At 72.1% G+C, this 26981-nt stretch carries 21 protein-coding genes and 2 pseudogenes; 9 read left to right on the top strand and 14 right to left on the bottom strand.

Translation table 11 applies throughout. The features are described 5' to 3' along the window. Positions 1–137 precede the first annotated feature (137 nt). On the top strand, positions 138–1541 hold the full coding sequence (locus ACZ79I_RS22700) for a DUF2637 domain-containing protein (protein WP_471499318.1): 1404 nt from the start codon (positions 138–140) through the stop codon (positions 1539–1541). A gap of 58 nt (positions 1542–1599) precedes the next feature. Here the strand turns inward: ACZ79I_RS22700 and lysS are convergent, their stop codons facing one another. Then, positions 1600–3339: a lysine--tRNA ligase gene (gene lysS / locus ACZ79I_RS22695; RefSeq protein WP_471499317.1), complete on the bottom strand. Its 1740-nt coding sequence runs from the start codon at positions 3337–3339 to the stop codon at positions 1600–1602. A 237-nt stretch (positions 3340–3576) separates the two neighbouring features. Here lysS and argS point away from each other — a divergent pair, with 237 nt between their 5' ends. Both argS and ACZ79I_RS22685 read left to right on the top strand, forming a co-directional pair. Beyond that, positions 3577–5340, top strand: coding sequence for an arginine--tRNA ligase (argS, locus tag ACZ79I_RS22690; RefSeq protein WP_471499316.1), 1764 nt, complete (start codon positions 3577–3579; stop codon positions 5338–5340). Between the two features lie 205 nt (positions 5341–5545). After that, positions 5546–6427, top strand: a complete 882-nt coding sequence (locus tag ACZ79I_RS22685; protein ID WP_471499315.1) for a DUF4253 domain-containing protein — start codon at positions 5546–5548, stop codon at positions 6425–6427. A 25-nt stretch (positions 6428–6452) separates the two neighbouring features. Here the strand turns inward: ACZ79I_RS22685 and ACZ79I_RS22680 are convergent, their stop codons facing one another. Beyond that, on the bottom strand, positions 6453–7658 hold the full coding sequence (locus ACZ79I_RS22680; RefSeq protein ID WP_471499314.1) for an aminotransferase-like domain-containing protein: 1206 nt from the start codon (positions 7656–7658) through the stop codon (positions 6453–6455). A 160-nt stretch (positions 7659–7818) separates the two neighbouring features. Between ACZ79I_RS22680 and ACZ79I_RS22675 the strand changes: the two genes are divergently transcribed. After that, positions 7819–8751 carry a phosphotransferase family protein gene (locus ACZ79I_RS22675; RefSeq protein ID WP_471499313.1) on the top strand — a complete coding sequence of 311 codons (933 nt, stop codon included), beginning with the start codon at positions 7819–7821 and terminating at the stop codon, positions 8749–8751. A gap of 69 nt (positions 8752–8820) precedes the next feature. On the opposite strand, the gene ACZ79I_RS22670 is transcribed toward ACZ79I_RS22675, so the two are convergent. After that, entirely contained in the window at positions 8821–9726 is a 906-nt protein-coding gene (locus ACZ79I_RS22670; protein WP_471499312.1) for an SAM-dependent methyltransferase, read from the bottom strand. A gap of 337 nt (positions 9727–10063) precedes the next feature. On the opposite strand from ACZ79I_RS22670, the gene ACZ79I_RS22665 reads away from it, so the two are divergent. Beyond that, positions 10064–10333, top strand: coding sequence for a hypothetical protein (locus tag ACZ79I_RS22665; protein ID WP_471499311.1), 270 nt, complete (start codon positions 10064–10066; stop codon positions 10331–10333). A 134-nt stretch (positions 10334–10467) separates the two neighbouring features. On the opposite strand, the gene ACZ79I_RS22660 is transcribed toward ACZ79I_RS22665, so the two are convergent. Next, entirely contained in the window at positions 10468–10824 is a 357-nt protein-coding gene (locus ACZ79I_RS22660; RefSeq protein ID WP_471505144.1) for a peptidoglycan-binding domain-containing protein, read from the bottom strand. 66 nt (positions 10825–10890) lie between these two features. Beyond that, positions 10891–11781 (bottom strand): annotated as a pseudogene (locus ACZ79I_RS22655) (lysozyme); the annotation flags it as partial. 286 nt (positions 11782–12067) lie between these two features. Between ACZ79I_RS22655 and ACZ79I_RS22650 the strand changes: the two are divergent. Beyond that, positions 12068–13214, top strand: a pseudogene (locus ACZ79I_RS22650) (ABC transporter substrate-binding protein). A 66-nt stretch (positions 13215–13280) separates the two neighbouring features. On the opposite strand, the gene hemB reads toward ACZ79I_RS22650, so the two are convergent. From hemB to ACZ79I_RS22615, 7 genes are all read right to left on the bottom strand, one after another. Then, positions 13281–14273, bottom strand: coding sequence for a porphobilinogen synthase (gene hemB, locus ACZ79I_RS22645; RefSeq protein WP_471499310.1), 993 nt, complete (start codon positions 14271–14273; stop codon positions 13281–13283). Between the two features lie 73 nt (positions 14274–14346). After that, on the bottom strand, positions 14347–14667 hold the full coding sequence (locus ACZ79I_RS22640; RefSeq protein WP_471499309.1) for a hypothetical protein: 321 nt from the start codon (positions 14665–14667) through the stop codon (positions 14347–14349). A 170-nt stretch (positions 14668–14837) separates the two neighbouring features. After that, entirely contained in the window at positions 14838–16544 is a 1707-nt protein-coding gene (locus ACZ79I_RS22635; RefSeq protein WP_471499308.1) for a bifunctional uroporphyrinogen-III C-methyltransferase/uroporphyrinogen-III synthase, read from the bottom strand. Further along, positions 16541–17536, bottom strand: coding sequence for a hydroxymethylbilane synthase (gene hemC / locus ACZ79I_RS22630; protein WP_471499307.1), 996 nt, complete (start codon positions 17534–17536; stop codon positions 16541–16543). Before hemC ends, ACZ79I_RS22635 begins: the two co-directional genes overlap by 4 nt. Then, on the bottom strand, positions 17533–19308 hold the full coding sequence (locus ACZ79I_RS22625) for a glutamyl-tRNA reductase (protein ID WP_471499306.1): 1776 nt from the start codon (positions 19306–19308) through the stop codon (positions 17533–17535). Before ACZ79I_RS22625 ends, hemC begins: the two co-directional genes overlap by 4 nt. Beyond that, positions 19305–20063, bottom strand: a complete 759-nt coding sequence (locus ACZ79I_RS22620) for a redox-sensing transcriptional repressor Rex (protein ID WP_471499305.1) — start codon at positions 20061–20063, stop codon at positions 19305–19307. Before ACZ79I_RS22620 ends, ACZ79I_RS22625 begins: the two co-directional genes overlap by 4 nt. A 384-nt stretch (positions 20064–20447) precedes the next feature. Continuing rightward, positions 20448–20723, bottom strand: a complete 276-nt coding sequence (locus tag ACZ79I_RS22615) for a glutaredoxin family protein (RefSeq protein ID WP_471499304.1) — start codon at positions 20721–20723, stop codon at positions 20448–20450. 172 nt (positions 20724–20895) lie between these two features. On the opposite strand from ACZ79I_RS22615, the gene ACZ79I_RS22610 reads away from it, so the two are divergent. The 3 genes from ACZ79I_RS22610 (at position 20896) to ACZ79I_RS22600 (ending at position 24699) form a co-directional block, all read left to right on the top strand. Further along, positions 20896–21822, top strand: a complete 927-nt coding sequence (locus ACZ79I_RS22610) for an HAD family hydrolase (RefSeq protein ID WP_471499303.1) — start codon at positions 20896–20898, stop codon at positions 21820–21822. Between the two features lie 571 nt (positions 21823–22393). Next, positions 22394–23170, top strand: a complete 777-nt coding sequence (locus ACZ79I_RS22605) for an ECF subfamily RNA polymerase sigma factor, BldN family (protein ID WP_471499302.1) — start codon at positions 22394–22396, stop codon at positions 23168–23170. A gap of 308 nt (positions 23171–23478) precedes the next feature. After that, a complete protein-coding gene (locus ACZ79I_RS22600; protein WP_471499301.1) occupies positions 23479–24699 on the top strand; it encodes a DUF5667 domain-containing protein in 1221 nt (406 codons plus the stop codon). 100 nt (positions 24700–24799) lie between these two features. Here the strand turns inward: ACZ79I_RS22600 and ACZ79I_RS22595 are convergent, their stop codons facing one another. Continuing rightward, the gene (locus ACZ79I_RS22595; protein WP_471499300.1) at positions 24800–25855 is read right to left on the bottom strand and encodes a lysophospholipid acyltransferase family protein; all 1056 of its coding nucleotides are present in this window, start codon (positions 25853–25855) and stop codon (positions 24800–24802) included. Positions 25856–25869: 14 nt separating this feature from the next. Beyond that, positions 25870–26931: an NAD-dependent epimerase/dehydratase family protein gene (locus ACZ79I_RS22590; RefSeq protein WP_471499299.1), complete on the bottom strand. Its 1062-nt coding sequence runs from the start codon at positions 26929–26931 to the stop codon at positions 25870–25872. Positions 26932–26981 lie beyond the last annotated feature (50 nt).

The raw sequence follows: 26981 nt of genomic DNA, 5'->3' as shown, positions 1-26981 counted from the left end.
TACTCGCAGCTCAGACAGGGTTGTTGACGCGGCCCGGCGCCCGGGCGGGCCGGGCTTCGTCCACACCGGCCACCCGTTCGCCGCACGCGTGTGCCACCCTGTTGCGCGCAACAACACGCAAGGGGAGGGGAGTACAGGTGGCCGCGCCAATCCAGCTGACACGGATGCACCGGGTTCTCATCGGCGTGGTCGTCACCGGTGCCGTCATCATCGCCGGGATCGGCTTCGCGGGTTCGTACGCCGCCGTCCGCGAGCTGGCGATCAAGAAGGGCTTCGGGAACTTCAGTTATGTCTTCCCGGTCGGCATCGACGCGGGCATCTGCGTCCTGCTGGCCCTGGACCTGCTGCTGACCTGGATCCGCATCCCCTTCCCCCTTCTGCGGCAGACGGCATGGCTGCTGACGGCGGCGACGATCGCGTTCAACGGCGCCGCGGCCTGGCCGGACCCGCTGGGCGTGGGCATGCACGCGGTCATCCCCGTCCTGTTCGTGGTCGCGGTCGAGGCGGCCCGCCACGCGATCGGCCGGATCGCGGACATCACGGCGGACAAGCACATGGAGGGCGTCCGCCTGACCCGCTGGCTGCTGTCCCCGGTACCCACCTTCCTGCTCTGGCGCCGGATGAAGCTGTGGGAGCTGCGCTCCTACGACCAGGTCATCAAGCTGGAGCAGGAGCGTCTCGTCTACCAGGCCCGCCTGCGCTCCCGCTTCGGCCGGGCCTGGCGGCGCAAGGCCCCGGTGGAATCCCTGATGCCGCTGCGGCTGGCCCGGTACGGGGTCCCGCTCGCCAACACCGCGCCCGCCGGTCTGGCGGCAGCCGGCATCGAGCCGGCGCTGATACCCCCGGCGCCCCGGCTCGACCCGGCCGCCGGCGACCACGACACCGGGGCGGCAGCCGTCCCGCAGCAGGGGCTGCCCGTCGGTGCCCGGCGCCCGCAGCTGGACGGCGGCGGGAACCCCGGCCGGCCCGAACAGGTCCCGGAGCCCGACCAGAGCCCCTGGTTCCGACCCCAGCAGGTCGACTACCACGGCGGCTACGACCCGAACTTCGAGCCGGACCCGTCGTACGAGCCGGAAGAAGAGCACTGGCAGTGGTACGAGGAGCAGCAGCTCCAGGAGGACCAGTACCAGCAGGCGCAGTACCAAGAGGAGCAGTACCCCCAGGAGCAGTACGCCGAGCAGCAGTACGCCCGGGAGCAGTACCCGCAGGCGCGGTACCAGGAGCGGCAGCACGACGGACAGCCGCAGCAGCCGCCCGCCCGGGAACCCTCCCCGGAGGAGACCGGCAGCTTCCCCATCCCCGTCTCCGGCAACCGCACCCGCGAGCTCGGCGAGGGCGGTGGCACGGAGCCGGACGAGGACGCCTACTACCAGGTCTTCAAGCAGTCGATCAGCGGCAGCGGCTACCCGACCCCGCGCGAGTTCAGCGACAACGTCGAGGCGACGTACGGGGTCCCCGTACTGGACGCGGACGCCAAGCGGATGGTCATGCGCTTCCAGAACCGCCACTCCATGGAACTCGAAGAGGACCACATCGCGTGAGCGCCTGCCGTGCGCGAGGCCCCCGTACGGGAACGTACGGGGGCCTCGCGCGCGGGGCTCACTCCCCGAGCAGCCTCCGGACCCGGTCCTGGCCCACGGCCAGCAGCAGCGTGGGCAGCCGCGGCCCCGTGTCCCGCCCCACCAGCAGGTGGTAGAGGAGCGCGAAGAACGACCGCTGGGAGGTCTTGATCTCCGGCGGCAGCTCCTTGGGGGTGGCGTCGGCCGAGAACCCGGCCTGGACCTTGGGCACCCCGTACACGAGGTGGGTGAGCCCGTCCAGGGACCAGTGCTCCTCCAGCCCGTCGAGCAGCAGCCGCACCGACTGCTGCGCCTGCTCGTCGAGGGACTTCAGCAGCTCCACGTCGGGCTCGTCGCGGACGATGGTGCGCTGGTCGGCCGGGACGTGGGTGTTGATCCATGCCTCCGCCCTGTCGTACCGCGGACGGGCCTCGTCGAGCGAGGTGAGCGGGTCGGCCGGGTCGAGGTCGGACAGGATGCGCAGCGCCTGGTCACGGTGGCCCGCGGTGATGTCGGCGACGGACGCGAGCGTGCGGTACGGGAGCGGGCGCGGGGTGGCGGGCAGCGCCCCGGAGGCGGTGCCGACCGCCCGGGTGTACGCGGCCACGTCACCCGGCAGCGCGGAGCCGTCGGCGACCTTGGCCGCCAGCTTGTCCCACTCGTCGTAGAGCCGCTGGATCTCCTGGTCGAAGGCGATCTTGAAGGACTGGTTGGGCCGGCGGCGGGCGTAGAGCCAGCGCAGCAGCTGGGGCTCCATGATCCGCAGGGCGTCGGCCGGAGTGGGGACCCCGCCCCTGCTGCTGGACATCTTGGCCATCCCGCTGATGCCCACGAACGCGTACATGGGCCCGATGGGCTGCCTGCCGCCGAAGATCCCGACGATCTGCCCGCCCACCTGGAAGCTGGACCCGGGCGAGGAGTGGTCGACACCGCTCGGCTCGAAGACCACGCCCTCGTACGCCCAGCGCATCGGCCAGTCGACCTTCCACACCAGCTTGCCGCGGTTGAACTCGCTGAGCCGGACCGTCTCCGAGAAGCCGCACGCGGTGCAGACGTAGGTGATCTCGGTGGTGTCGTCGTCGTAGGCGGTGACGGTGGTGAAGTCCTTCTCGCAGGCACCGCAGTACGGCTTGTACGGGAAGTACCCGGCGGAGCCGGAGCTGCCGTCGTCCTCGGACGCCGCGCCCGACCCCTCCTCGGCCTCCAGCTCGGCCTCGTCGACGGGCTTCTGCTGCTTCTTCGCGGGCTTCGGCTTGGTCCGGTACTGGGCGAGCACCGCGTCGATCTCCCCGCGGTGCTTCATCGCGTGCAGGATCTGCTCCCGGTACACGCCCGAGGTGTACTGCGCGGTCTGGCTGATGCCGTCGAATTCCACGCCCAGCTCGGCGAGCGAGTCGATCATGGCGGCCTTGAAGTGCTCCGCCCAGTTGGGGTGCGGGGAGCCCTTCGGGGCCGGGACGGAGGTCAGCGGCTTGCCGATGTGCTCGGCCCAGGACTCGTCGGTGCCGGTGACACCGGCCGGCACCTTCCGGTACCGGTCGTAGTCGTCCCAGGAGATCAGGTGGCGCACCTCGTACCCGCGCCGCCGGATCTCGTCGGCGACGAGGTGGGGCGTCATGACCTCCCGCAGGTTGCCCAGGTGGATGGGCCCCGAGGGGGAGAGCCCGGACGCGACGACGACCGGTTTGCCAGGGGCCCGGCGCTCCGACTCCTCGATGACCTCATCCGCGAAACGGGAGACCCAGTCGGTGGTCTCGGTGCTCTGAGCCACGATCGGCACGTCCTCTTTTTCTGAAGGTTCTCCATGAGCAGCCGGTACGGTCGCACGGCTGACCGCTCCATTGTCCCAGCCGCACCCATATCCACGAAAACGGCTTTCCAGCGCCGTACCGCTCCCTCACCTGGGGACGAGCGGACGGGGGCCGGGGTTCACCCGGCGACCGGAAAATTCGCTTTACCCCCCATGGGATACTGGCCGGGTCTATCCATTCGCACGAGGAGAACGGCACCCACTCCTATGGCCTCGGTCACGTCCCTCACCGCCTCCGTCCACCAGCGCCTCGCGACCGCCCTCTCGGCTGCCCTGCCGGAGGCCGCCGACGCGGACCCGCTGCTGCGACGAAGCGACCGGGCGGACTACCAGGCCAACGGGATCCTGGCGCTCGCCAAGAAGGCGAAGGCGAACCCGCGCGAGCTGGCGGGCGAGGTCGTGGGCAGGGTCGTCACCGGTGACGTGATCAAGGACGTCGAGGTCTCCGGCCCCGGCTTCCTCAACATCACGGTCACCGACAAGGCGATCACCGGGAACCTCGCCGCCCGCGCCGCCGACCCCGACGGCCGCCTCGGCGTGCCCTACGCCGAGAACCCGGGCACGACGGTCATCGACTACGCCCAGCCGAACGTCGCGAAGGAGATGCACGTCGGCCACCTGCGCTCCGCGGTGATCGGCGACTCCGTCGTCAAGCTCCTGGAGTTCACCGGCGAGACCGTGATCCGCCGCCACCACATCGGCGACTGGGGCACCCAGTTCGGCATGCTCATCCAGTACCTGGACGAGCACCCGCACGAGCTGGACCACAAGGCCGCCGAGGTCACCGGCGAGGAGGCGATGTCGAACCTCGACCGGCTCTACAAGGCGGCCCGCAGGCTCTTCGACTCCGACGAGGAGTTCAAGACGCGCTCGCGGCGCCGGGTGGTGGACCTCCAGGCCGGCGACCCGCACACGCTCGCCGTGTGGCAGAAGTTCGTGGACGAGTCGAAGATCTACTTCTTCTCGGTCTTCGAGAAGCTGGACATGGAGATCCACGACCAGGACATCGTCGGCGAGTCGGGTTACAACGAGATGCTTCAGGAGACGTGCCGCCTGCTGGAGGAGTCCGGCGTCGCGGTCCGCTCCGAGGGCGCGCTGTGCGTGTTCTTCGACGACATCAAGGGACCCGACGGCAACCCGGTCCCGCTGATCGTGCAGAAGTCCGACGGCGGCTACGGCTACGCGGCCACGGACCTCTCCGCGATCCGCGACCGCGTCTTCAACCTGAAGGCCGACTCGCTCCTGTACGTCGTGGACGCCCGCCAGTCGCTGCACTTCAGGATGGTCTTCGAGACCGCCCGCCGGGCCGGCTGGCTGAGCGACGACGTCAAGGCGGTCCAGCTCGCGTTCGGCACGGTCCTCGGCAAGGACGGCAAGCCGTTCAAGACCCGTGAGGGCGAGACGGTACGGCTGGTCGACCTCCTGGACGAGGCGGTCGAGCGCGCCTGCGCCGTCGTGCGGGAGAAGGCGCAGGAGCTGTCCGAGGAGGAGATCGCCGAGCGCGGCGCCCAGGTGGGCATCGGCGCGGTGAAGTACGCGGACCTGTCCACGTCGGCGAGCCGCGACTACAAGTTCGACCTGGACCAGATGGTGTCGCTGAACGGCGACACGTCCGTGTACCTCCAGTACGCGTACGCCCGTATCCGGTCGATCCTCCGCAAGGCCGGCGAGGCGCGCCCGGCCGCGCACCCGGAGCTGGAGCTGGCCGGCGCGGAGCGGGCCCTGGGCCTGCACGCGGACCAGTTCGCGGAGACGGTGGCGGAGGCCGCGAGGGAGTACGCCCCGCACAAGCTGGCGGCCTACCTCTACCAGCTGGCGTCCCTGTACACGACCTTCTACGACAAGTGCCCGGTCCTGAAGGCCGGGACGCCGGAGCAGGTCGAGAACCGCCTTTTCCTGTGCGACATCACGGCCCGCACCCTGCACGAGGGCATGGCCCTGCTGGGCATCAGGACGCCCGAACGTCTCTGAAGCAAACCGCGTCCCCCGGCATCTCCAGGGATCGGAGGATGTGTGCCATCCCGCAAGCGCAGGACTCCCGTCGTCGGGCCGCTTGCCGGCACACATCCTCCCATCGCCCTCCGTGGCCGCTTTGCCGTCTCGCCGCGGGGGTCGCGTCGCCCATCCATGCGGCCCGCTAGGGCAGTTGTCGGCGGCTGCCCTTACAGTCACTGGCATGGCTTCCCTTCCCAATCCGCTGCCCAGGCTGGCGGCAGACCCGAGCGGGCGTGCGCTCGGGCTTGAACTCCCGCCCGGGAGACTGATCAACGCCACGAGCGAGGGCCCGTGGCACGAGCCGCTGCTGTGGCACGCCGGGCGCGCGGCGTCCTCCGGCAACTGGGCGCGGCTGGGTACGCGCGCCGCCCGGGCCGGGCTCCTGCCGGTGCTCGTCGAGGTCGGTGGGAAGGTGGGCGGCCCGGACAAGTGGGAGCTGGCGCCCGGGGAGATGTCCTACCCCGGTGATCACGACGCCGGGGAGGTGCTGAACGGGTTCTGGGACGACTACGTGGCGGAGGCGGGCGGCGTCGACGACGGCCGTCCGGGCCCGGAGAAGGCCGTCGAGGTCTTCGGTGGGCCGGCGTCGCTCCAGGAGACGCTCGCCCCCTTCGGCCCGGACTGGCCCGGCCTCGCCCCCGGGCGGGCCCTGGCCGCCGACCCCGACGTCCGGGCCGCCGAGGTCGCCGACCGCCTCCTGGGCGACGGGTCCTGGTTCGAGGATCCCCGCCTGGCCCTGGTCCCGGCCCGCCGCTCCGCGGACATACCGGCGGTCATCGGCTGGCCCGGCCCGCTGAACTACGAGAACGACACGGGCGTCCTGTGCTCGGTCCTGCGCTCCTGGGAGGACCGCTTCGGCATACGGGTCGTCGCGCTGACCTTCGACCAGCTCGTCCTGTCGGTGGCGGCGCCGCCCACCACCCGGGCCGAGGCCGAGGTGTTGGCCGCCGAGCACTTCGCGTGCTGCCCGGACAACATCGTCCAGGGCCACCACGAGACGCTGCGCGCGTACGCCGAACACGCGATCCTCGACCAGCGGGTGTGGTCCTTCTGGTGGGACTGAGCCCGGCGGGGTCCGCGGTCGCGCCTCAGCCGAGGCCCTTGCCCAGCCTGCGCAGCCCCTCCGCGATCTCCTCCGGCGTGTGCGTGACGAAGCACAGGCGCATCGTCGACGGGTCCGGCACGCCCGCGTGGAAGGGCCTGCCGGGCACGTACGCCACGTCCTGCTCCACCACCCGCGGGAGCAGGGCCGTGGTGTCGTACCCCTCCGGCAGGCGGGCCCACAGGAACATGCCGCCCTCGGGGCGGTTCCAGGACGAGCCCTCGGGCAGCGCGTCCGCGAGGCCCGCCAGCATGGCGTCCCGGCGCTCCCCGTAGGCGGCGGCGACCCGCGCCACGTGCGCGTCGAGGTCGCGGTCGGCGAGATAGCGTGCCGCGGCGAGCTGGTTCAGGGTCGGCGTGTGCAGGTCGGCGGCCTGCTTGGCGACGGCGCAGGCCCGCCGCAGCACCGCGGGCGCCCGTAGCCAGCCCAGCCGCAGCCCCGGGGCCATCACCTTGGAGAACGAGCCGAGCAGCACGGTGCGGTCCCGCGCGTCCTGGTACGAGGCGATCCACGGCACCCGCTCGCCCTCGAAGCGGAGTTCCCCGTACGGGTCGTCCTCGACGACCCACAGCCCGCGCCGGGCGGCGACGCGCGCGATCGCGGCGCGGCGTTCGGCCGGCAGGGTGCGGCCGGTCGGGTTCTGGAAGGTGGGGACCGTGTAGAGCAGCTTGGGGCGCTCCCGCACCACCAGTTCCTCCAGCGCGTCCGGATCCACCCCGTCCTCGTCCCCGGGCACGGCGACGATCCGGGCGCCCGCGAAACCGAAGGCCTGCAGCGCCGCGAGATAGCAGGGGTTCTCGACCAGGACGGTGTCGCCGGGTTCCAGCAGGGCGGTGGCGAGCAGGGACAGCGCCTGCTGCGAACCGGTGGTCACGAGCAGGTCGTCGGGAGCGGTCGCGAGACCGCGCGGGGTGGTGCGGTCCGCGAGCGCGGCCCTCAGCGCGGGTTCGCCCTCGGTCGTCGAGTACTGCAGCGCCCGCTGCGGAGCCTCGGCCAGCACGTCGTGGAACGCGGCGGCGATCCCCTCGGTGTCGAAGAGCCCGGGAGCCGGCAGCCCGCCCGCGAAGTTGACGACCTCGGGCCGGGCGGTGACCGCGAGGATGTCCCGTACGGGGGAACCGCCGACCGCGGCGACCCGGCCGGCGAACGCGGGCGGTGGCGGGCTGCTGATCACACGGTCGCTGACGGTCACGGCGGCTCCTTGGACGCGGGGGCGCGCCCGCACGGCGCAGTACGCCATGAGCACGCCACTCGAAAACACCTCGTTCATGCACCTTAGGGACATCGCTGCTCTTTACAACAACCTCATTTCGCCATGCGGACGACCGTCAGGGGGCCGTAGCATGCCGCCCATGCTGCCCAGCGTGGACACGAACGACGAGTTGGAAGCAATGGTCCGGGACGAGGCGCTGATGCGTCCCGCCGCGCAGGACCTGTTGTCCCAACTGGGGCTCACCGGGATGTCGTTGTGGCGTTTCGACGACGGTTCCCTGCCGGTGTACGCGGTGGGGGGCGATCTGGTGCTGAAGCTCTATCCGCGGTTCGAGACGGCCGAAGCGGTCAGGGAGGCACGGGTGCTGGCCCATTTATGGGGCCAACTGCCGCTGCCCACACCGCGCCTGCATGCCACCGACGAGTATGTGAACGGCTGGCGGTTCGTGTTGATGTCCCGGCTGCCGGGGCTGGCCCTGTCCGAGGCGTGGCCCCGGCTGACGGCGGCGGAGCAGGACCGGATCATCGCGGAGTCGGCCGAGACGCTGGCCGCGCTGCACACCATGGACTTCAAGCCGCTGACGGACATCGTGGGCCCCTCGGACTGGAGCTCCTTTCTGCGCCGCCGGCGTGCGGGCGCGCTCCGGCAGCACGGCGTCAACGGGGTGACCGAGCCCTGGCTGAGCCAGATCCCCGGCTTCCTCGACTCCGTTCCCCTGCCCGTGTCCACCGAACTCGCGCTGCTGCACACCGAGTTCATGCGCGAGCACCTGACGATCGACATGCGCGACGGCCGCCGGCTGACCGGGCTGTTCGACTTCGAGCCGGCGATGATCGGCGACCCGGCGTACGACTTCGCGAGCGTCGGCCTGTTCGTGACGCGCGCCGACCCGCGTCAGTTCCGCCGCTTCTACGCGGCGTACGGGCGCGCCCCGTACGACCCGTACCAGCTGCTCGCGTACGCCCTGCTGCACGTCTACAGCGATCTGCCCTGGTACCTGAGCGAGCTCCCCGCCCCGTCCGAGCCGCGCCTCGACATCCTCGCGGAGCTGTGGTTCGGCACGGAGGGGTGAGGGGGCCCGGTGCCGCCGGCCGCAGGCCGGGGCTCACGCCCCGGCCTGCCGGCAACGGTAGCGGGCCGCCTACTCCTTGCGGCCCACGGCCGCGTACACGTTGATGTCGGCGTCGGTGACGTCGGACGCGGCGCGGTAGCGGATCTTGTCGATGTCGTCGAGGGTGGCGAGGTACTCCGGGTCCACCGCCTGGGGCACGGGCGCCGCGCCGTCCGGGTGCCAGTGGTGGACCGGGACGACGCCCGGCTCGTCCAGCGTGAGCCCCGGGGTGTCGGTGAAGAACCGGGCGACCTGCGCCTTGGAGCGCAGCACGAAGGGCGCGCCGTGCTGGGCGAGCGTGCGCTGGACGGCGCGGATGTTCTCCGGGTTGAGGTCGTCGGTGAGGTGGCTGAGCACGACCCGGCTGCCGGACGGCAGCGCGGCGGACAGCTCACGCACGATCTCGTACGCCTCCTCGTCCTCGACGAAGTGCAGGACCGCCGCCAGCACGAGCGCGACCGGCTGGTCGAAGTCGAGCGTCTTCATGGCCTGTTCGAGGATCTGCGCGGGCTCCCTGAGGTCGGCGTCGATGTAGTCCGTACGGCCTTCGGGACCGCTGGTGAGCAGGGCACGGGCGTGTGCCAGGACGATGGGGTCGTTGTCGACGTACACGATCCGGGCGTCGGGGCCGATCCGCTGGACGATCTCGTGGACGTTCTCCGCGGTCGGCAGGCCGGTGCCGATGTCCAGGAACTGCCGGATGCCGTCGTTCCGCGCCAGCCGGGCCACGGCCCGGCGCACGAAGGCGCGGTTGTGCCAGATGTCGAGGTACAGGCTGGGGTTGGCGGCGAGCGCGGCGGCGGCCGCCTCGCGGTCGACGGGGTAGTGGTCCTTGCCCCCGAGGAAGACGTCATAGACGCGTGCCGGGTGGGCCTTGGTGGTGTCGATCCGCTTTCTCAGCTCGGCCGGGTCGTGGCTGAGGGCATCACCGGGCATGGGCATCTCCAGGGTCGGCGTGAGGCGTCGGTCGGCCAGACCGGTCGCGGGGCGACCGAAAATGACCGCCAACAACCTAACTCCTGAGCCGAGTTCGGAGTGCCCCGGCCGCCCGCAGCGGCTGCGGGAACACCGTCCGCGTCCCACCGCCCCTTCCCAGGGGACGGCGTTTACGCAGGTCGGACCGGGGCCCCCGGTCCCGGCGTCCCGAAAACCCGGGCGGATGTGGCGGCCGGGCGCGGGTATCGCCCAAGCTGGGTCATCGAGGCTCCCGCTCCCGGCGACCGGTCGAGCGGCCTGCCACCCCCCAGCTCGTCCACGTCGAAGGGCCAGCCCCATGTCCACTCGTACCGCCCGTGTCCGCCTGCTCGCCGCCGCCGGGGCCGTGCTCGCCGCGCTCGCGCTCCCGGCCTGCCGGAACGGAGAAGGCGTACGGGACGAGGGCCCTTCCTCCTCCAGGCCCCATCCCGGCGCCTCCACCCGTGACGGCACGGCGGCCCACGGCTCGGACGGGCATCGGCGGGCGGCGGCGGCCCAGGCTTCCGGCCCCGTCGCCCACCCGCTCCCGGCAGTCACGGCCGACGCCGCGCCGGTCCGGGAGACGTGACCACGCGCCCCGGTCACCTCTCCCCCGGCGAACGGATCCCGCCCGGGCGCCGGGGGGCGGACGCGCCACGCGGTGGGCGGCTGATCACCGCGGGCCGGAACGCGCGGGCCGTCCACCACGCGGGCGCGTCCCTCTCAGGCGACCAGTGCCTGCCAGGTCATGGGACCGACGATGCCGTCCACGGTGAGGTTGTGGGCGGACTGGAAGGAGCGGACCGCGCTGTCGGTGGCCGGACCGAAGGAGCCGTCCACGGTCAGGGATGCGCCGTGGGCGTTGAGTTGCCGCTGCAGCGCCGTGACGGCGGAGCCGGAGTCGCCCTGACGCACGGTGACGACCAGCGCCTGCCAGGTGTTGGCTCCGACGATGCCGTCCACGGTGAGGCCGTTGGCCGACTGGAAGGAGCGGACGGCGTTGTAGGTGGCGGTGCCGAAGTCACCGTCCACGGTCAGCGATGCGCCGTGCGCGTTGAGCAGGTACTGCACCGTCCGCACCCGCTCGCCGGTCTGCCCCTGCTGCACGGTCGGCCAGCCGGTGGCCGGGGGCGGCGTGCCGCCGGTGCCGCGGGCGAACGCCTGGAGGTCGGAGTAGGTGCCGTTGAAGACGTCCTGGTCCCCGGGGAAGGTCCCGGAGTCGGAGTACTGCCAGATGGTCTGGGCGGACCAGCCGGCGGGCATGGTGCCGGGGCTGGTGGAGTAGCGGGCCAGCCACAGCGGGTTGGTGGCGCCGAAGCTGCCGTCGTTGCCGGTGCAGGTGCTCCACCAGTTGGTGGTGGTGTAGATCGTCGGGTACCGGCCGGTCCGGGTGTGCACCCGATCGCTGAACGCCCGGATCCAGGACACCATGGCGCTCTGGCTGAGCCCGTAGCAGGTGGCGCCGTAGGGGTTGTACTCGATGTCGAGGGCGGGTGGCAGGGTCATGCCGTCCGCGCTCCAGCCGCCGCCGTGGTCCACGAACCAGTCGGCCTGGGCGCTGCCGCCGGAGTTCCCCGGGAGGGCGAAGTGGTAGGCGCCGCGGATCAGCCCGGCGTTGTAGGAGCCGCTGTACTGCCCGCTGAAGTACGGGTTGGTGTAGGTGGTGCCCTCGGTGGCCTTCACATAGGCGAAGGCGGCGCCGTTGTTCTTCACCGCGGTCCAGTCCACGGTGCTCTGGTAGCCGCTCACGTCGAGCCCCTGGGGCGCGGCGGCCAGGGTGGATGCGGCGGCGAGGGTGGGAGCGGCGCCACCGGTACCGCCTTCGTGCTTCCGCACCCCGGAGCCCGCGTGGTCGGCGTCGGGGTGGGTCGCCACCACCGGTGCCGGGCGCGCGGCCGGTGCGGCGGAGGAGGGGGACGGAAGGGCCAGGACCAGGGAGAGCGCGGCGGCCGGCAGCCCGGTCGCCGCGGCGAGGAATCGGCGGACGCGGCCGGGCCGTCGCCGCGGGGCGTGGCCGGTCCGGAAGTCATGCGGCATGGAAGGTCCTCACGGTCGAGGTTCTTGGCGAGGTCATGACACCGATGAGGCTACGCGCATAGACTCGCCCGGCGGAAGACGGCGGGAGGCCGTGACCCCGCCCGTGCACCCCGGCGCCCCCGCGCTTCTCGCCCTTGCCACTCCTGCCGCCCTCGCCTCGCTTGCCACATCGGTCGCCGGTTGGCGAAGGTGGTGGACGCCATGTCCGGCATGATCACGCAGGCGCGCCCGCCACGGCGAGACGGACGCACACCCTCACGCCGTGCCGCTCGGCGACCCGGGCAACCTGCGACCGAATCGTCACGCGGGAGACGCCAACCATGAACACCTCACCATCGTCGTCCGCCGCGGGGCGGACTGACGGGCCGTCAGTGCGGATCGGCGCTCTCGCTCCGCTGACCCGTCCCGGCTGGGTGGAGGCGGGCCGGCACCTGCTCGCCGGACTCGCGCTGGCCGTTCGCGACGTCAATGACGCCGGCGGAATCGCCGGAAGACCACTCGAACTTGTGGTCAGAGACACGGCCGCTGATCCGCAGAGGGCTGCGGCGGCCGTGGACGAACTGGCCGGCCTGGGCGTGGCCGCCCTGGCGGGCGAGTACCACAGCGTCGTCGCTCGCGCCGCGGCCGCCAGGGCCGACGCCCTCGGCCTGCCGTTCCTCTGCTCGTCGGCGGTCCTCGACGCGCTCACCGAACAGCCGACGGAATGGGTCGCGCGCCTCTGCCCGGCACAGTCCCACGGCTGGCGGATCTATGCGGACTTCCTCCTCGGCGCGGGCCACAGCCGAATCGCCGTAGCCGCCCAGCCGAGTGTCTACTGGGCATCCGGGGCCCGCATTCTGCGGGACTGCCTTGCTCCGCGCGGCGGCACCGTCATCGAACTCGACATGGGCGCGCTCGCCCCCACGGCCGTGTGCGACGAGATCGTCCGCCATCGCGCGACGGCCCTCCTCCTCCTGACCGGCCACCCGGAGCCGGCGGTGTCGATCGTCAAGTCCGTCCGCCGCGACCAGCGCCTCGCCGAGATCATGATCGGTGCTCCGGCCGGACAGCCGGAGTTCGCCGAATGGGCGGCACTGCTGGGCGACGACGGCTCGGCGATCCCGTTCCTGCGCTACCTGCCCGAGCGTCTCGGCCCACTCGGCGCACGAGTCGGGACGGCCCTTCGCGAGCGGCTGGGCGAAGCGCCCTCCTTCGTCGCCTTCGAGGGCTACGACACGGTCGCCGTCCTCGCCGGCGTGCTGCGCTCTCACGGCGCGGACCGGGCGCGCATCGCCCGATCCTGGCCGCGCGTCGCCGTCGAGGGCACCCGCGGGCAGATCCGCTTCTCCCGCGCGCCGGGCATCAGCGTGTGGCAATGGGCCTGGCCGCCGGTCCAGGTCGTCGACCGGGATCCGGCGGATCCCGGTCGTTTCCGGATCCTCCACACCGGCTGAGAGAGCACGGAGGCTCCGGGCTGCCCGGAGCGCCTCCCCGTGCCGCCCGCGGCCCCGGAGCGCGTGTCAGCGCAGCTTCTGCGCGGCCTCGACGGCCCAGTAGGTGAGGATGCTGCGGGCGCCGGCCCGCTTGATGCCGGTCAGGGTCTCCATGATCGCGCGGTCGCGGTCGACCCAGCCCTTCTCGGCCGCGGCCTCGATCATCGAGTACTCGCCGGAGATCTGGTACGCCGCCACCGGAACGTCCACGGCGTCGGCGACCCGGGCGAGGATGTCGAGGTAGGGTCCGGCCGGCTTGACCATCACCATGTCGGCGCCCTCCTCCAGGTCGAGGGCGAGCTCCCGCAGGGACTCCCGCCAGTTGGCCGGGTCCTGCTGGTACGTCTTGCGGTCGCCCTTCAGCGACGAGGCGACGGCCTCCCGGAACGGCCCGTAGAAGGCCGAGGAGTACTTGGCGGTGTAGGCGAGGATCGCGACGTCCTCCCGCCCGATCTGGTCCAGCGCGTCCCGGATGACGCCGATCTGGCCGTCCATCATGCCGCTGGGCCCGACGACATGGGCGCCCGCGTCGGCCTGCACCTGCGCCATCTCCGCGTACCGCTCCAGCGTGGCGTCGTTGTCGACCCGCCCCTTCGCGTCGAGCACCCCGCAGTGCCCGTGGTCCGTGGTCTCGTCCAGGCAGAGGTCGGACATGACGAGCAGTTCGTCACCGACCTCGGCGCGCACATCGCGGATGGCGACCTGGAGGATCCCCTCCGGGTCGGTGCCCGGCGTCCCGGCGGCGTCCTTCTTCGACTCCTCCGGCACACCGAAGAGCATGATCCCGGAGACCCCGGCCTCCACGGCCTCCAGCGCGGCCTTCTTCAGGCTGTCGCGGGTGTGCTGCACCACGCCGGGCATGGCCGTGATCGGCACGGGCTCGCTGACGCCCTCCCGTACGAAGGCGGGGAGGATGAAGTCGGCCGGGTGCAGCCGCGTCTCGGCCACCATGCGGCGCATGACGGGGGTCGTGCGCAGCCGGCGGGGACGCGCACCGGGGAAGGATCCGTACTTCGTCATGCCCTCTACGCTACGCCCGCCCCGGGAGTCCTTTTGCCGACGGTGCGTCGGCCCTCCGGCGGGCCGTTCCCGTTCAGTCCTCGCCGCCCGACCAGTGGACGCCGGTGCCATAGGCGACGATGTTCACCGTGCTGTACCCCGCACCCCGGCTGCCCGGGGGATGCGCGGGCGAGGTGAAGCCGACACCCAGCACCGCGTCGTAACCGAGCTCGTGCGCCTGGACCAGCAGTTCCTCGTAGGCGGCTTCCATCGTGGCCCTCGCCGGGCCCCAGATCACTTTCCCCTGGGTGAAGGGCCGGGACGCGTGGCTGAGCGTGCTGGCCTCCATCGCCCGCGCCTCGGCGCGCCGCTCGTCGTCGTGCCGCTCTTTCCGGACGTTGTCTCGCCACCCCATCCGGTCATTGTGCGACGACGGGCGGATCCGTGTCGGGCGGACGGACCGTCACAGACCGTCCCCGGCGCGCAGGGGACGCGTCCGCCCGTCAGGGACGGCCACGGCGCTTGGGTCCGCCCCTTCGGCATCAGCGTGGCGGGGCGCACCCGCGAGGAGCGCCCCGCCCCACCTCACGTGGTCGAACGCCGCCGCCGCGCCCCCGGCCGCCGCTCGCTCGGGCGGGTCACCGCGTCGCCGGCCTCCAGGGCCGCGGCGCGGCGGCGCAGGCCGAAGTCCGCCAGCGCCTCGGCCAGCTTGTGGACCGACGGCTCCGGGGCCATGACGTCCACCCGCAGACCGTGCTCCTCCGCCGTCTTCGCCGTGGCCGGGCCGATGCACGCGATCACCGTCACGTTGTGCGGCTTGCCCGCGATGCCCACCAGGTTGCGGACCGTGGACGACGACGTGAACAGGACCGCGTCGAAGCCGCCGCCCTTGATCGCCTCACGGGTCTCGGCCGGCGGCGGCGAGGCGCGGACGGTGCGGTACGCCGTGACGTCGTCGACCTCCCAGCCCAGCTCGATGAGGCCGGCCACCAGGGTCTCCGTGGCGATGTCGGCGCGCGGCAGGAAGACGCGGTCGATCGGGTCGAACACCGGGTCGTACGGCGGCCAGTCGTCCAGCAGGCCGGCGGCGGACTGCTCCCCCGACGGCATCAGGTCCGGCTTCACGCCGAAGGCCACCAGCGCCTTCGCCGTCTGCTCGCCCACCGCGGCCACCTTGATGCCCGCGAAGGCGCGCGCGTCGAGCCCGTACTCCTCGAACTTCTCCCGGACCGCCCGCACCGCGTTGACCGATGTGAACGCGATCCACTCGTAGCGGCCCGTCACCAGGCCCTTGACGGCACGTTCCATCTGCTGGGGCGTGCGCGGCGGTTCGACGGCGATCGTCGGTACCTCGTACGGCACGGCCCCGTACGAGCGCAGCTGGTCGGAGAGCGACGCGGCCTGCTCCTTGGTCCGCGGGACGAGGACCTTCCAGCCGAACAGCGGCTTGTTCTCGAACCACGACAGCTGGTCCCGCCGGGCGGAGGCGGAACGCTCGCCGACCACCGCTATCACCGGCCGGCCGCCCTCGGGTGAGGGCAGCACCTTCGCCTGCTTCAGCGTCTGCGCGATGGAGCCGAGGGTCGCGGTCCAGGTGCGCTGCCGCGTCGTCGTCCCGGCGACGGTCACCGTCATCGGGGTGTCCGGCTTGCGGCCCGCGGCCACCAGCTCCCCGGCGGCCGCCGCCACCGAGTCGAGGGTCGTGGAGACCACGACCGTGCCGTCGGAGGCGCCGACCTCGGTCCAGCAGCGGTCCGAGGCGGTCCGCGCGTCGACGAACCGTACGTCCGCGCCCTGCGCGTCCCGCAGCGGCACACCCGCGTACGCGGGCACGCCCACGGCGGCCGCGACGCCCGGCACCACCTCGAACGGAATGCCCTCGGCGGCGCACGCCAGCATCTCCTCCGCCGCGTACGCGTCCAGGCCGGGATCCCCGCACACCGCACGGACGACCCGCTTGCCGCCCCGTACGGCCTCCATGACAAGATGTGCTGCATCCCTCATTGCGGGGGCACCAGCGGTTGTTGACGCGCCGTCGACAACCGCCAACTGAGGCGTGCCCATGCACAGAAACGTACCCGTGGAAGGGTCCGGGTCCGTGCGGACGAAGGCGGCGCCCGCTCTGGCGTGCGTGCGTACCACGTCGAGCACCTCGTGCTCACCGACGAGGACATCCGCGTGCGCCAGCGCCTCGACGGCGCGCAGTGTCAGCAGTCCCGGATCCCCGGGTCCGGCACCGAGGAAGGTGACGTGCCCGTGTTCAAGGCCGGCGGGAAGGGTGGTGGGGCTCAATGTGCTCGCTCCCCCATCAGACCGGCCGCGCCCTTGGCGAGCATCTCGGCGGCGAGTTCGCGACCGAGCGCCATTGCCTGGTCGTGCGTCTCGGGCACGGGACCGGTGGTGGACAGCTGCACCAGCGTCCGGCCGTCGGGCGTGCCGACGACGCCGCGCAGGCGCATTTCCTTGACAATCTGGCCGTCGGCCTGGGGGTCCCCCCGCTCGAGCGGAGCCGAGAGTGGGGGAAGGTCGGCCAGCGCGCCCACGGGGGCGCTGCAACCGGCCTCCAGGGCGGCGAGCAGGGACCGCTCGGCGGTCACGGCGACCCGTGTGAACGGGTCGTCGAGCCCGGCGAGCGCGGCGATGAGTTCCGCGTTCTCCGCGGCGCACTCGATCGCCAGGGCCCCCTGGCCGGGGGCCGGCAAAACCGTGTCGACCGACAGGAAGTCGGTCACCTCCTCGATCCGCCCGATGCGGTTGAGCCCGGCCGCGGCGAGGACCACCGCGTCCAGTTCGCCGCCGTGGACGTATCCGATGCGGGTGTCGACGTTGCCACGGATCGGGACCGTCTCGATGCCGAGGCCGTGGGCGCGCGCGTACGCGTTCAGCTGCGCCATGCGGCGCGGCGACCCGGTGCCGATGCGGGCGCCGCGGGGCAGGTCGGTGAACTTCAGTGCGTCCCGCGCGACGATCACGTCCCGCGGGTCCTCGCGCACCGGCACCGCGGCCAGCGCCAGCTCCTCGGGCTGCGCGGTGGGCAGGTCCTTGAGGGAGTGCACCGCGAAGTCCACCTCGCCGCGCAGCAGCGCGTCGCGCAGGGCCGTCACGAACACACCGGTGCCGCCGATCCGCGCGAGGTGCTCGCGGGACGTGTCGCCGTAGGTGGTGATCTCCACGAGCTCCACGGGCCGCCCGGTCAGCCGGCTCACGGCGTCCGCGACCTGCCCGGACTGGGCCATGGCCAGCTTGCTGCGCCTGGTCCCCAGCCTCAGTGCCTGCTCACTCATGCTCGCCCTCGGTTCTCGGCGTTCTCGGTGTTCTCGGTGCGCTTGGTGTCGTCGGCCCGGGAGACGGAGGCGACCGTCTCGGGGTCGAGGTCGAACAGGGTGCGCAGGGCGTCCGCGTACCCGGCGCCGCCGGGTTCGGCCGCCAGCTGCTTGACCCGTACGGTCGGCGCGTGCAGCAGCTTGTCGACGACGCGCCGCACGGTCTGCGTGATCTCGGCGCGGTGCTTGCGGTCCAGCCCCGGCAGCCGCCCCTCCAGGCGGGCGATCTCGTTCGCCACCACGTCGGCGGCCATGGTGCGCAGCGCGACCACGGTCGGCGTGATGTGCGCGGCGCGCTGGGCGGCGCCGAAGGCGGCGACCTCGTCGGCGACGATCCGCCGCACCTGGTCGACGTCGGTGGCCATCGGAGCGTCCGCGGACGCCTCGGCGAGCGACTCGATGTCGACGAGGCGGACCCCGAGCAGCCGGTGCACGGCGGCGTCGATGTCCCGCGGCATCGCGAGGTCGAGGAGCGACAGGACGGGCGCGGGGCGGGGGATCTCCACGACCTGCTCGGGGCGGCGCCGCTCCGGGATCCGGCCGCTCGTGGCGACGGTCGCCACGAGCGCGCTGATGACCTCGGCCTCGGCCTCCGGGTCGAGGACGGCAGCGCCGGCGGCGGCGCGGCCGCCGCGCTCCTCCACGGCGCCCTTGTCCACCCACACCGCGTGCTGCTCCAGTTCGGTGGTCGCCATACCGGCGACGGCCGCCTCGCCCGCCACCGAGAAGCCGGCCGTGCCCTGAACGGCCGCCACGTCGAGGGGGCAGCCGTCCTCTCCGCCGAGGCCGGCCGGCGCGGGCTCGTCCCGTACGGGGGACGGGCCTGCCGTACGGGCGGACCTGGTGGCCGGGGCGGGAACGGGCCGGACCGCGGGGGTGACCGGACCGCCCGTACGGCCCTCGACCGCCTCCGCGACCGCCTCGGCCGTGAGGACCAGGCCGGTGGCGCCCGTGCAGGACACCGCGACGTCGGCACGTGTCAGCTCGTGCGGCACCGTCTCCATCGGTACCGCACGTGCCGGCACGTCCGTGTCGTCCGTCTCCGTCAGGATCTGCGCGAGGCGCTCGGCACGCTCCAGCGTGCGGTTGGCGATCACGACCTCGGCGACCCCGGCGCGCGCGAGGGTCGCGGCGGCCAGCGAGGACATGGAGCCGGCACCGATCACGAGGGCGCGCTTGCCCTTGGCCCAGTCCCCGACCGGCGCGCCGGAGGACAGCTGCTCCAGGCCGAAGGTGACCAGGGACTGCCCGGCCCGGTCGATACCCGTCTCGGAGTGGGCGCGCTTGCCGACCCGCAGGGCCTGCTGGAACAGGTCGTTCAGCAGCCGTCCGGCGGTGTGCAGCTCCTGCGCGGTGGCCAGGGACTCCTTGATCTGGCCGAGGACCTGGCCCTCGCCGACGACCATCGAGTCCAGTCCGCAGGCCACCGAGAACAGGTGGTGGACGGCCCGGTCCTCGTAGTGCACGTACAGATAGGCGGTGAGCTCGTCGAGGCCCACGCCGCTGTGCCGGGCGAGCAGCGTGGACAGCTCGGCGACGCCCGCGTGGAACTTGTCCACGTCGGCGTACAGCTCGATCCGGTTGCAGGTGGCGAGCACCGCGGCCTCGGTGGCCGGCTCGACGGCGACCGTGTCGTGGAGGAGTTTGGCCTGGGCGTCCTCGGCCAGCGCGGCCCGCTCCAGGAGGCTGACCGGAGCGCTGCGGTGGCTCAGCCCGACGACGAGGAGGCTCATGCCGGCATCACGGCGGGAACATCCCCGTCGGGCCCCTGGTCGGAGGAGTCCTTCACCACCGCGACGGCCGGCAGGGCCTCGGCCATGGCCTCCTCGCCGGCCTTGCGCTGCTCGTGGAAGGCGAGGATCTGCAGCTCGATGGAGAGGTCGACCTTGCGCACGTCGACGCCGTCCGGGACGTTCAGCACGGTCGGCGCGAAGTTCAGGATGGAGGACACGCCCGCCGCCACGAGCCGGTCGCAGACCTGCTGGGCGGCGCCGGCGGGAGTGGCGATGACACCGATGGACACGCCGCTGTCCTTGATGATCTTTTCCAGGTCGTCGGTGTGCTGGACCGGGATGCCGGCGACCGCCTTGCCCGTGAGCGCGGGATCGGCGTCGATCAGCGCCGCGACCCGGAAGCCGCGGGAGGCGAACCCGCCGTAGTTGGCGAGCGCCGCGCCGAGGTTACCGATACCGACGATCACGACCGGCCAGTCCTGGGTCAGGCCCAGTTCGCGGGAGATCTGGTAGACGAGGTACTCGACGTCGTAGCCCACGCCCCGGGTCCCGTACGAGCCGAGGTAGGAGAAGTCCTTCCGCAGCTTGGCGGAATTGACCCCGGCGGCCGCGGCCAGCTCCTCGGAGGAGACCGTGGGGACCGAGCGCTCCGACAGCGCGGTCAGGGCTCGGAGGTACAGCGGAAGCCTGGCGACGGTGGCCTCGGGGATCCCTCGGCTACGGGTCGCCGGTCGGTGAGTTCGGCCAGTTGCCACGGTGCTCCTGCGGGTAGAGCGGGGCTGCAGGCGGTCACACGTCCCCAGACCGCCCCGTCGAATGCAGGCTATGTCTTTGTGAACGCGTGCACAAAGATGGTGTCCGATTTGCCCGGCCAACGTGACCGGGGTCACGCGCCCCCGGCGCATCCGCAGGGAACCGGCGCACGGCCGCCATCGTTCCTCTTCTCTTGGGGGCAAGGCCGCCCCCTCCCCTCAACATCCATGCCCCCGAGACCAGTTGCCGCCGATCCTAGGCGACTTTCCGGACCACTTGGACTGGTCGGTCAGGTATCGATTCGGGGTCGCGACCGGCACCTCCCTCCGGCGTGTTGTGTTCGCCACGTGGAATCCGGAGGACCCGGCGCGGCAGGCCCGACGGTCCTACGCGAGGGCTTTGCGCAGGCGTTCCTCGTTCACACGCCAGAACGTGTGCTGCTCGCCGTCGATCAGCACCACCGGGATCTGCTCCCAGTACCGCCGGTGGAGCTCCTGGTCCTCGGTGATGTCCTTCTTCTCCCAGGAAACACCGAGGTCGCCGCAGACCCTCTCGACGACGACCTGCGCGTCGTCGCACAGATGGCACCCGGGCTTGCCGATCAGGGTGACAAGCCGGTCCTGGGGGTTCTTCCGCCGAAAGATGGGAGTCATGTCGGCCATTCTCGCTCCAGCGGACCCGAGGGGCGCCCGGGCGCCATAACCCGGCGACCGCCGACGACGCCCCGGCGACACGCCCGCGGAGTGACTTCTTTAACGACACGGCCCCGGAGAGTTCACGGTCCGCAAACCTCTCAGGACCGGAAGCCCCGAACTGAATGGCTATGCTCACGTCATGGCCGCTCTAGGATGGCTCACTCCCCGTAGGCGCTCCGCCACGGCGCGGAGCGTGTTGGCAGGCGAGGCCTCGGCCGAGGCGGCGCGCAAGTCCTCCCAGGACACCGCCTCCCAGGAGGTCTCCGACCAGGAACCCCAGTTCCCGGTGCTCGGCGACGACAGAGCCGCCGCGTTCTTCGACCTGGACAACACCGTCATGCAGGGCGCAGCGCTGTTCCACTTCGGCCGGGGGCTGTACAAGCGCAAGTTCTTCGAGACCCGGGACCTGGCGAAGTTCGCCTGGCAGCAGGCGTGGTTCCGGCTGGCCGGGGTCGAGGACCCCGAGCACATGCAGGACGCGCGGGACTCGGCGCTGTCGATCGTGAAGGGCCACCGTGTCGCCGAGCTGATGTCGATCGGCGAGGAGATCTACGACGAGTACATGGCCGAACGCATCTGGCCGGGCACCCGGGCACTGGCCCAGGCGCACCTGGACGCGGGCCAGAAGGTGTGGCTGGTCACCGCCGCGCCGGTGGAGATCGCCACGGTGATCGCCCGCCGCCTCGGCCTGACCGGGGCCCTGGGCACGGTGGCGGAGTCGGTGGACGGCGTCTACACCGGCAGGCTCGTGGGCGAACCGCTGCACGGCCCCGCCAAGGCGGAGGCGGTACGCGCCCTGGCCACGGCGGAGGGCCTGGACCTGTCCCGGTGCGCGGCCTACAGCGACTCCCACAACGACATCCCGATGCTGTCGCTGGTGGGGCACCCGTACGCGATCAACCCGGACGCCAAGCTCCGCAAGCACGCCCGCGCCTGCGACTGGCGCCTGCGCGACTACCGCACGGCCCGCAAGGCGGCGAAGGTCGGGCTGCCGGCCGCGGCCGGCGTCGGCGCGGTGGCCGGCGGCACGGCGGCGGCCATCACCCTGTACCGCCGACGCCGCTGAGCCCGCACGCGCCGCGGATCCCGCACGAGCCGCCGATCCCGCACGAGCCGCCGAGCCCGCACGCGCCACTGAGCCCGCACGCGCCGCGAATCCCGCACGCGCCACTGAGCCCGCACGCGCCGCGGATCACAGTCGGGCATCCGGGCCGGCCGGGCCGGGGCCGGACCAACCGTTGCCGCTTCGTGACCAAACCATGCGCCGACGACCGCGCCGGTCAACCCGCCGTTCCGTCACCCAGCGTGACCACGGTGCGCCCGGCCTGGAGGGCGGCACGTTCCACGCGCCCCGACCCCCCTTCTCCCCACCACTCCCCTCGTGTCCACCCGGCCACAACACGCCCCGTTCCCAGCCGGAAGGCGGACCGATTCGGTCAACAAGTGGTCATTGTGCGGCATTTGAGCGAGCGTCAATCGGTTACAGAAGCGACGTAATCGGTGATTTGAGCAACTGGGTGTAGTGCTGCCTGTACTAAGCGTTATTCTCCTCAGACGCATACCGGTACCCCTCCGTCGCCACGACGGGTGAATGGTTCCGCACTGCACGTGATGGAAGCTCTGCCTCTGGGAGTCTCGTGTACCCACACGTCGGGGTTGACGCCTCGGGCCTGGCTACGCTGCGCGCAACGGTCCACGACCTGTTGCGAGGCTTCGTCCCCACCGCGTACGCCGTCCCCGCCTTCGCCACCGCTGCCCCCGTCGGCCCGTGCTACGCACTGGCGGACGGCAGCGCCACGGTCGGCGGCAGGCGGGGCCGCCCCGCCTCGGCCGCCACCGCCGCACGCCGCCCGGCCGCGGACAGTGACAGCGCCCGCATGATGGACCTCGTGGAGCGCGCCCAGGCCGGCGAGGCCGAAGCCTTCGGGCGCCTGTACGACCAGTACAGCGACACCGTGTACCGCTACATCTACTACCGGGTGGGAGGCAGGGCGACCGCCGAGGACCTCACCAGCGAGACCTTTCTGCGCGCCCTGCGGCGGATCGGGACCTTCACCTGGCAGGGGCGTGACTTCGGCGCCTGGCTCGTCACCATCGCCCGCAACCTGGTCGCCGACCACTTCAAGTCCAGCCGTTTCCGGCTGGAGGTGACCACCGGGGAGATGCTCGACGCCAACGAGGTCGAGCGCTCCCCGGAGGACTCCGTCCTCGAGTCCCTCTCCAACGCCGCGCTGCTCGACGCCGTGCGGCGGCTCAACCCACAGCAGCAGGAATGCGTGACGCTGCGTTTCCTGCAGGGCCTCTCGGTCGCCGAGACCGCCCGCGTGATGGGCAAGAACGAGGGCGCGATCAAGACCCTCCAGTACCGGGCGGTCCGCACCCTCGCCCGGCTCCTGCCCGAAGACGCCCGCTGACGCGGCCCACCCCGGCCGACCCCGGCCGACCACGGCCGCCACGGCCCCACCGGATCGCATATGCGCCGCATACGTTCCGCATACGCTCCGCGACATCCAACTCACCCAGCGTACAAGTCGGTTGACTTCGTGGTCCGATCATCCGTCGTCCGTAACCCAAGTGCCGAGCCGCTCGTTGTGCGGGATACAGGCTCCCTGCGGTCACTCCCCGACGGCCCCCGATCACTCGATCGTGTGGACGTGGTCGGGGCGTGCAACCCTCAGGACCCCTGGGGAGTCGACCGTCATGACGAGAGGAGGTGCCGCCAGTGATCGCGAACGTATCGGCGCACCGGCGGGCGAGCGCCTTCGCCCAGGCCCTGGAGGAGCAGTCCGACGACCAGGGCACGGCGGCCCAGCGGCCCGGAGGACCGGCCCCGGCCGCCGCGGAACGCACCGAGCAGGCCCGGCTGTTGACCCTCACGGCCCATCTCGGCGAGCTGCCCCGACCGGAGCTGGATCCCGAGGTCAAGGTCGTCCAGCGCGCGCGGCTGGTGGCCGCGATGGAGGCCATGCTGCAGGAGGGTACGGCCGCGGGGGGCGAGGCGGCGGACCGGGCCGTGCCCCGGCAGGGTTCTTCACGCGCCCGGGGCGCCCACCGGGCAAGTCCGCTGGGGAAGTTGCGGCCGCGTACCCGGCTCACCAAGGGCCTCGCCGCGGGTGGGCTCAGCGTGGGCGTCGCCGCCGCCTCCTTCGGCGGGGTGGCCGCGGCGAGCTCCGACGCCCTGCCCGGTGACTCGCTCTACGGCCTCAAACGCGGCATCGAGGACGTCAAGCTCGGCCTGGCCGACGGGGACGTCGACCGCGGCCGGATCTATCTGGACCAGGCGTCGACCCGGCTGAACGAGGCCCGCCGGCTGATGGAGCGCGGCCGCGGCGGCCACCTCGACCACGAGTCCCTCGGCGAGATCCGCCACACCCTGTCCGGCGTGCAGCACGACGCGTCCGAAGGCCACCGCCTGCTGCACGAGGCATACGAGCGCAACGGCTCGCTCGGCCCCATCCAGGCGCTCTCCACCTTCTCCGCGTCCCACCGCGACGCCTGGGGCGCCCTGCGCGACCGGCTGCCCGTCCAGCTGGGCGACGTCAGTCAGCAGGTGTCGTCCGTGTTCGACGCCATAGACCAGGAAGTGGCCCCCCTGCAGTCGCTGCTGCCGCAGTCGCCGTCCCAGGACGGCTCCGGCCGGCACCGGAATCCGGGGACGGACACCACCGGCTCCACCGGCACGGGCGGCCCGGCACCCAGCACCACCGGCGGCTCCACCACCGGCAGCACGCACGACGGCCGGCCCGAGCCGTCCACCTCCAGGAGCGGCGGTGACGGCCTGCTCGGCGGCAGCACCGGCGGTCTGCTGGACCCGCCGAAGGACAGCGCCAGCGGTTCGCCCCCGTCGAGCACCAGCCCGACGACCGCCCCGGACGTGACGCTTCCGCCCCTGCTCCCGGGCCTCCTGCCGGGGCTGGGCATCGACAGCGAGGACAGCCGGTAGCTCCGCGCTCATCGCTCCTACGAGGACGGGGGCGCCCCTGCGAAAGGGGGCGCCCCCGTCCTCGTACGCGGCGTACCGCGGTTCACGCGGTTCACGCGGTTCAGAAGAAGACCGACCGGCGCTGCACCAGCAGCTTGTACAGCGTGTGCTGGATCTGCTCCCTGACCTGGTCCGTCAGGTTGAACATCAGCATCGGATCCTCGGCCGCCTCCGGCGGGTAGCCGTCCGTGGGGATCGGCTCACCGAACTGGATGGTCCACTTCGTCGGCAGCGGGATCGCGCCCAGGGGGCCGAGCCACGGGAACGTCGGAGTGATCGGGAAATACGGGAAGCCCAGCACACGGGCCAGCGTCTTCGCATTGCCGATCATCGGGTAGATCTCCTCGGCCCCGACGATCGAGCACGGGATGATCGGCACTCCGGCGTGCAGTGCCGTGGAGACGAAACCGCCGCGGCCGAAGCGCTGCAGCTTGTAGCGCTCGCTGAACGGTTTGCCGATGCCCTTGAAGCCCTCCGGCATCACCCCGACCACCTCGCCGCGCTCCAGCAGCCGCTGGGCGTCCTCCGCGCACGCCAGTGTGTGGCCGGCCTTGCGGGCCAGCTCGTTGACCACCGGCAGCACGAACACCAGATCCGCGGCGAGCAGCCTCAGATGACGGCCCGCCGGGTGGTTGTCGTGCACGGCGACCTGCATCATCAGGCCGTCCAGCGGCAGCGTGCCGGAGTGGTTGGCGACGATCAGCGCCCCGCCCTTCGACGGGATGTTCTCGATCCCCTTCACATCGACCCGGAAGTATTTCTCGTACAGGGGCCGCAGCAGCGACATCAGGACCTGGTCGGTCAGCTCCTCGTCGTAACCGAAGTCGTCGACCTCGTAGTCGCCCGTCAGACGTCGCCGCAGAAAGGCCAGGCCCCCGGCGATACGCCGCTCCAGGCCCCCCTCCCGGGGTTCCCGGCGCCCGGCCTCCGGCGGCTCCTCACGTGTCACAGGACCATCATCCTGCGGGTTCGCCCGGCCGGGCAGGGGCTGGACTTCGCGGACCGCCGCGGGCTCGCCCTTGCGCCGGCTCCCCGCGCCCCGGCGCCGCGGCGGCCGCTGCGCGGCAGCTCCGCGGGACCGGTCGTCGTCGAACGGAATGACCTTGGCGTCCGCCATCGTTGATGCGCTCCTCAGTTGGCGCTCTGCGTCGGGGGGTGACCGCCGCCCAGGACGGGCAATGCGGCAATCCGGTCGACGGCCCCCGCAAGGGCCTCCGGGGGCAGCAGTCCGGGGCCGCGGCTGTGCGCGAAGTCCGCGAAGGTCTCCGCGGTCGTGTACTTGGGCTCGTATCCGAGCGTCTCACGCATCTCGTCCGTCGACACCACCCGGCCGTGGGTGAGCAGCCGGATCTGCTCGGGTGAGAAGTCCGTCATGCCCAGGGTGCGCATCGCCGAGCCGAACCAGGTGACCGCGGGCAGGAGCAGCGGCACGGTGGGCCGGCCGAGGCGGCGCGCGCACTGCGACAGCAGCAGCACCCCGTCACCGGCGACGTTGAACGTGCCGCTGTTGAGCGTGCCGCGCTGCGGCTCGTGGGAGCCGATCCGCAGCACCTCGATCACATCGTCCTCGTGGACGAACTGCAGCCGCGGGTCGTAGCCGAAGACGGTGGGCAGCACCGGCAGCGAGAAGTACGAGGCGAGGGGTGAATCGGCGCCCGGGCCGAGGATGTTGGCGAAGCGCAGCACGCACACGGCCACATCGGGCCGGCGCCGCGCGAAGCCCCGCACATACCCCTCGACCTCGACGGTGTCCTTGGCGAAGCCTCCGCTGGGCAGGGACTTGGGCGGGGTCGTCTCGGTGAAGACCGCCGGGTCCCGGGGCGCGGACCCGTACACGTTCGTACTGGACTTCACGACGAGCCGCTTGACGGTCGGGGATTTCTGGCAGGCGCCGAGTAGTTGCATGGTGCCGATGACGTTGGTCTCCTTGACCGTGGCCCGGCTGCCGCTGCCCAGCGGCGTGCCGGTCACGTCCATGTGGACGACCGTGTCGACGGAGTGCTCGGCGAGCACGCGGGCGATGGTGGGCTGGCGGATGTCGGCCCGGACGAAGTCGGCGCCGCCCAGATGGTGCTCGGGCGGGACCGCGTCGACCGCGACGACGCGGTCGACGTCCGGGTCACGCTGGATCCGTCGTACGAACCGGCCGCCGAGCCGGCGGGCCACTCCGGTCACGAGCACGACCTTCCCCAAGATCAGCGCCTCTCTTCCGTCGCGTCCGGTCGTGGACGCAGCTCTGCCCG

Source organism: Streptomyces sp. PSU-S4-23 (genome assembly GCF_055632315.1).
This window is presented reverse-complemented; position numbering and strand designations above follow the sequence as displayed.

Coding starts and splice junctions, on each gene's coding strand:
- argS (WP_471499316.1), top strand. CDS start 3,577: ATGGCCTCGGTCACGTCCCTCACCGCCTCCGTCCACCAGCGCCTCGCG.
- ACZ79I_RS22670 (WP_471499312.1), bottom strand. CDS start 9,726: ATGCCCGGTGATGCCCTCAGCCACGACCCGGCCGAGCTGAGAAAGCGG.
- ACZ79I_RS22685 (WP_471499315.1), top strand. CDS start 5,546: ATGGCTTCCCTTCCCAATCCGCTGCCCAGGCTGGCGGCAGACCCGAGC.
- ACZ79I_RS22665 (WP_471499311.1), top strand. CDS start 10,064: ATGTCCACTCGTACCGCCCGTGTCCGCCTGCTCGCCGCCGCCGGGGCC.
- hemC (WP_471499307.1), bottom strand. CDS start 17,536: ATGAGTGAGCAGGCACTGAGGCTGGGGACCAGGCGCAGCAAGCTGGCC.
- ACZ79I_RS22640 (WP_471499309.1), bottom strand. CDS start 14,667: ATGGGGTGGCGAGACAACGTCCGGAAAGAGCGGCACGACGACGAGCGG.
- ACZ79I_RS22625 (WP_471499306.1), bottom strand. CDS start 19,308: ATGAGCCTCCTCGTCGTCGGGCTGAGCCACCGCAGCGCTCCGGTCAGC.
- hemB (WP_471499310.1), bottom strand. CDS start 14,273: ATGACGAAGTACGGATCCTTCCCCGGTGCGCGTCCCCGCCGGCTGCGC.
- ACZ79I_RS22615 (WP_471499304.1), bottom strand. CDS start 20,723: ATGGCCGACATGACTCCCATCTTTCGGCGGAAGAACCCCCAGGACCGG.
- ACZ79I_RS22595 (WP_471499300.1), bottom strand. CDS start 25,855: ATGGCGGACGCCAAGGTCATTCCGTTCGACGACGACCGGTCCCGCGGA.
- ACZ79I_RS22610 (WP_471499303.1), top strand. CDS start 20,896: ATGGCCGCTCTAGGATGGCTCACTCCCCGTAGGCGCTCCGCCACGGCG.
- ACZ79I_RS22675 (WP_471499313.1), top strand. CDS start 7,819: ATGCTGCCCAGCGTGGACACGAACGACGAGTTGGAAGCAATGGTCCGG.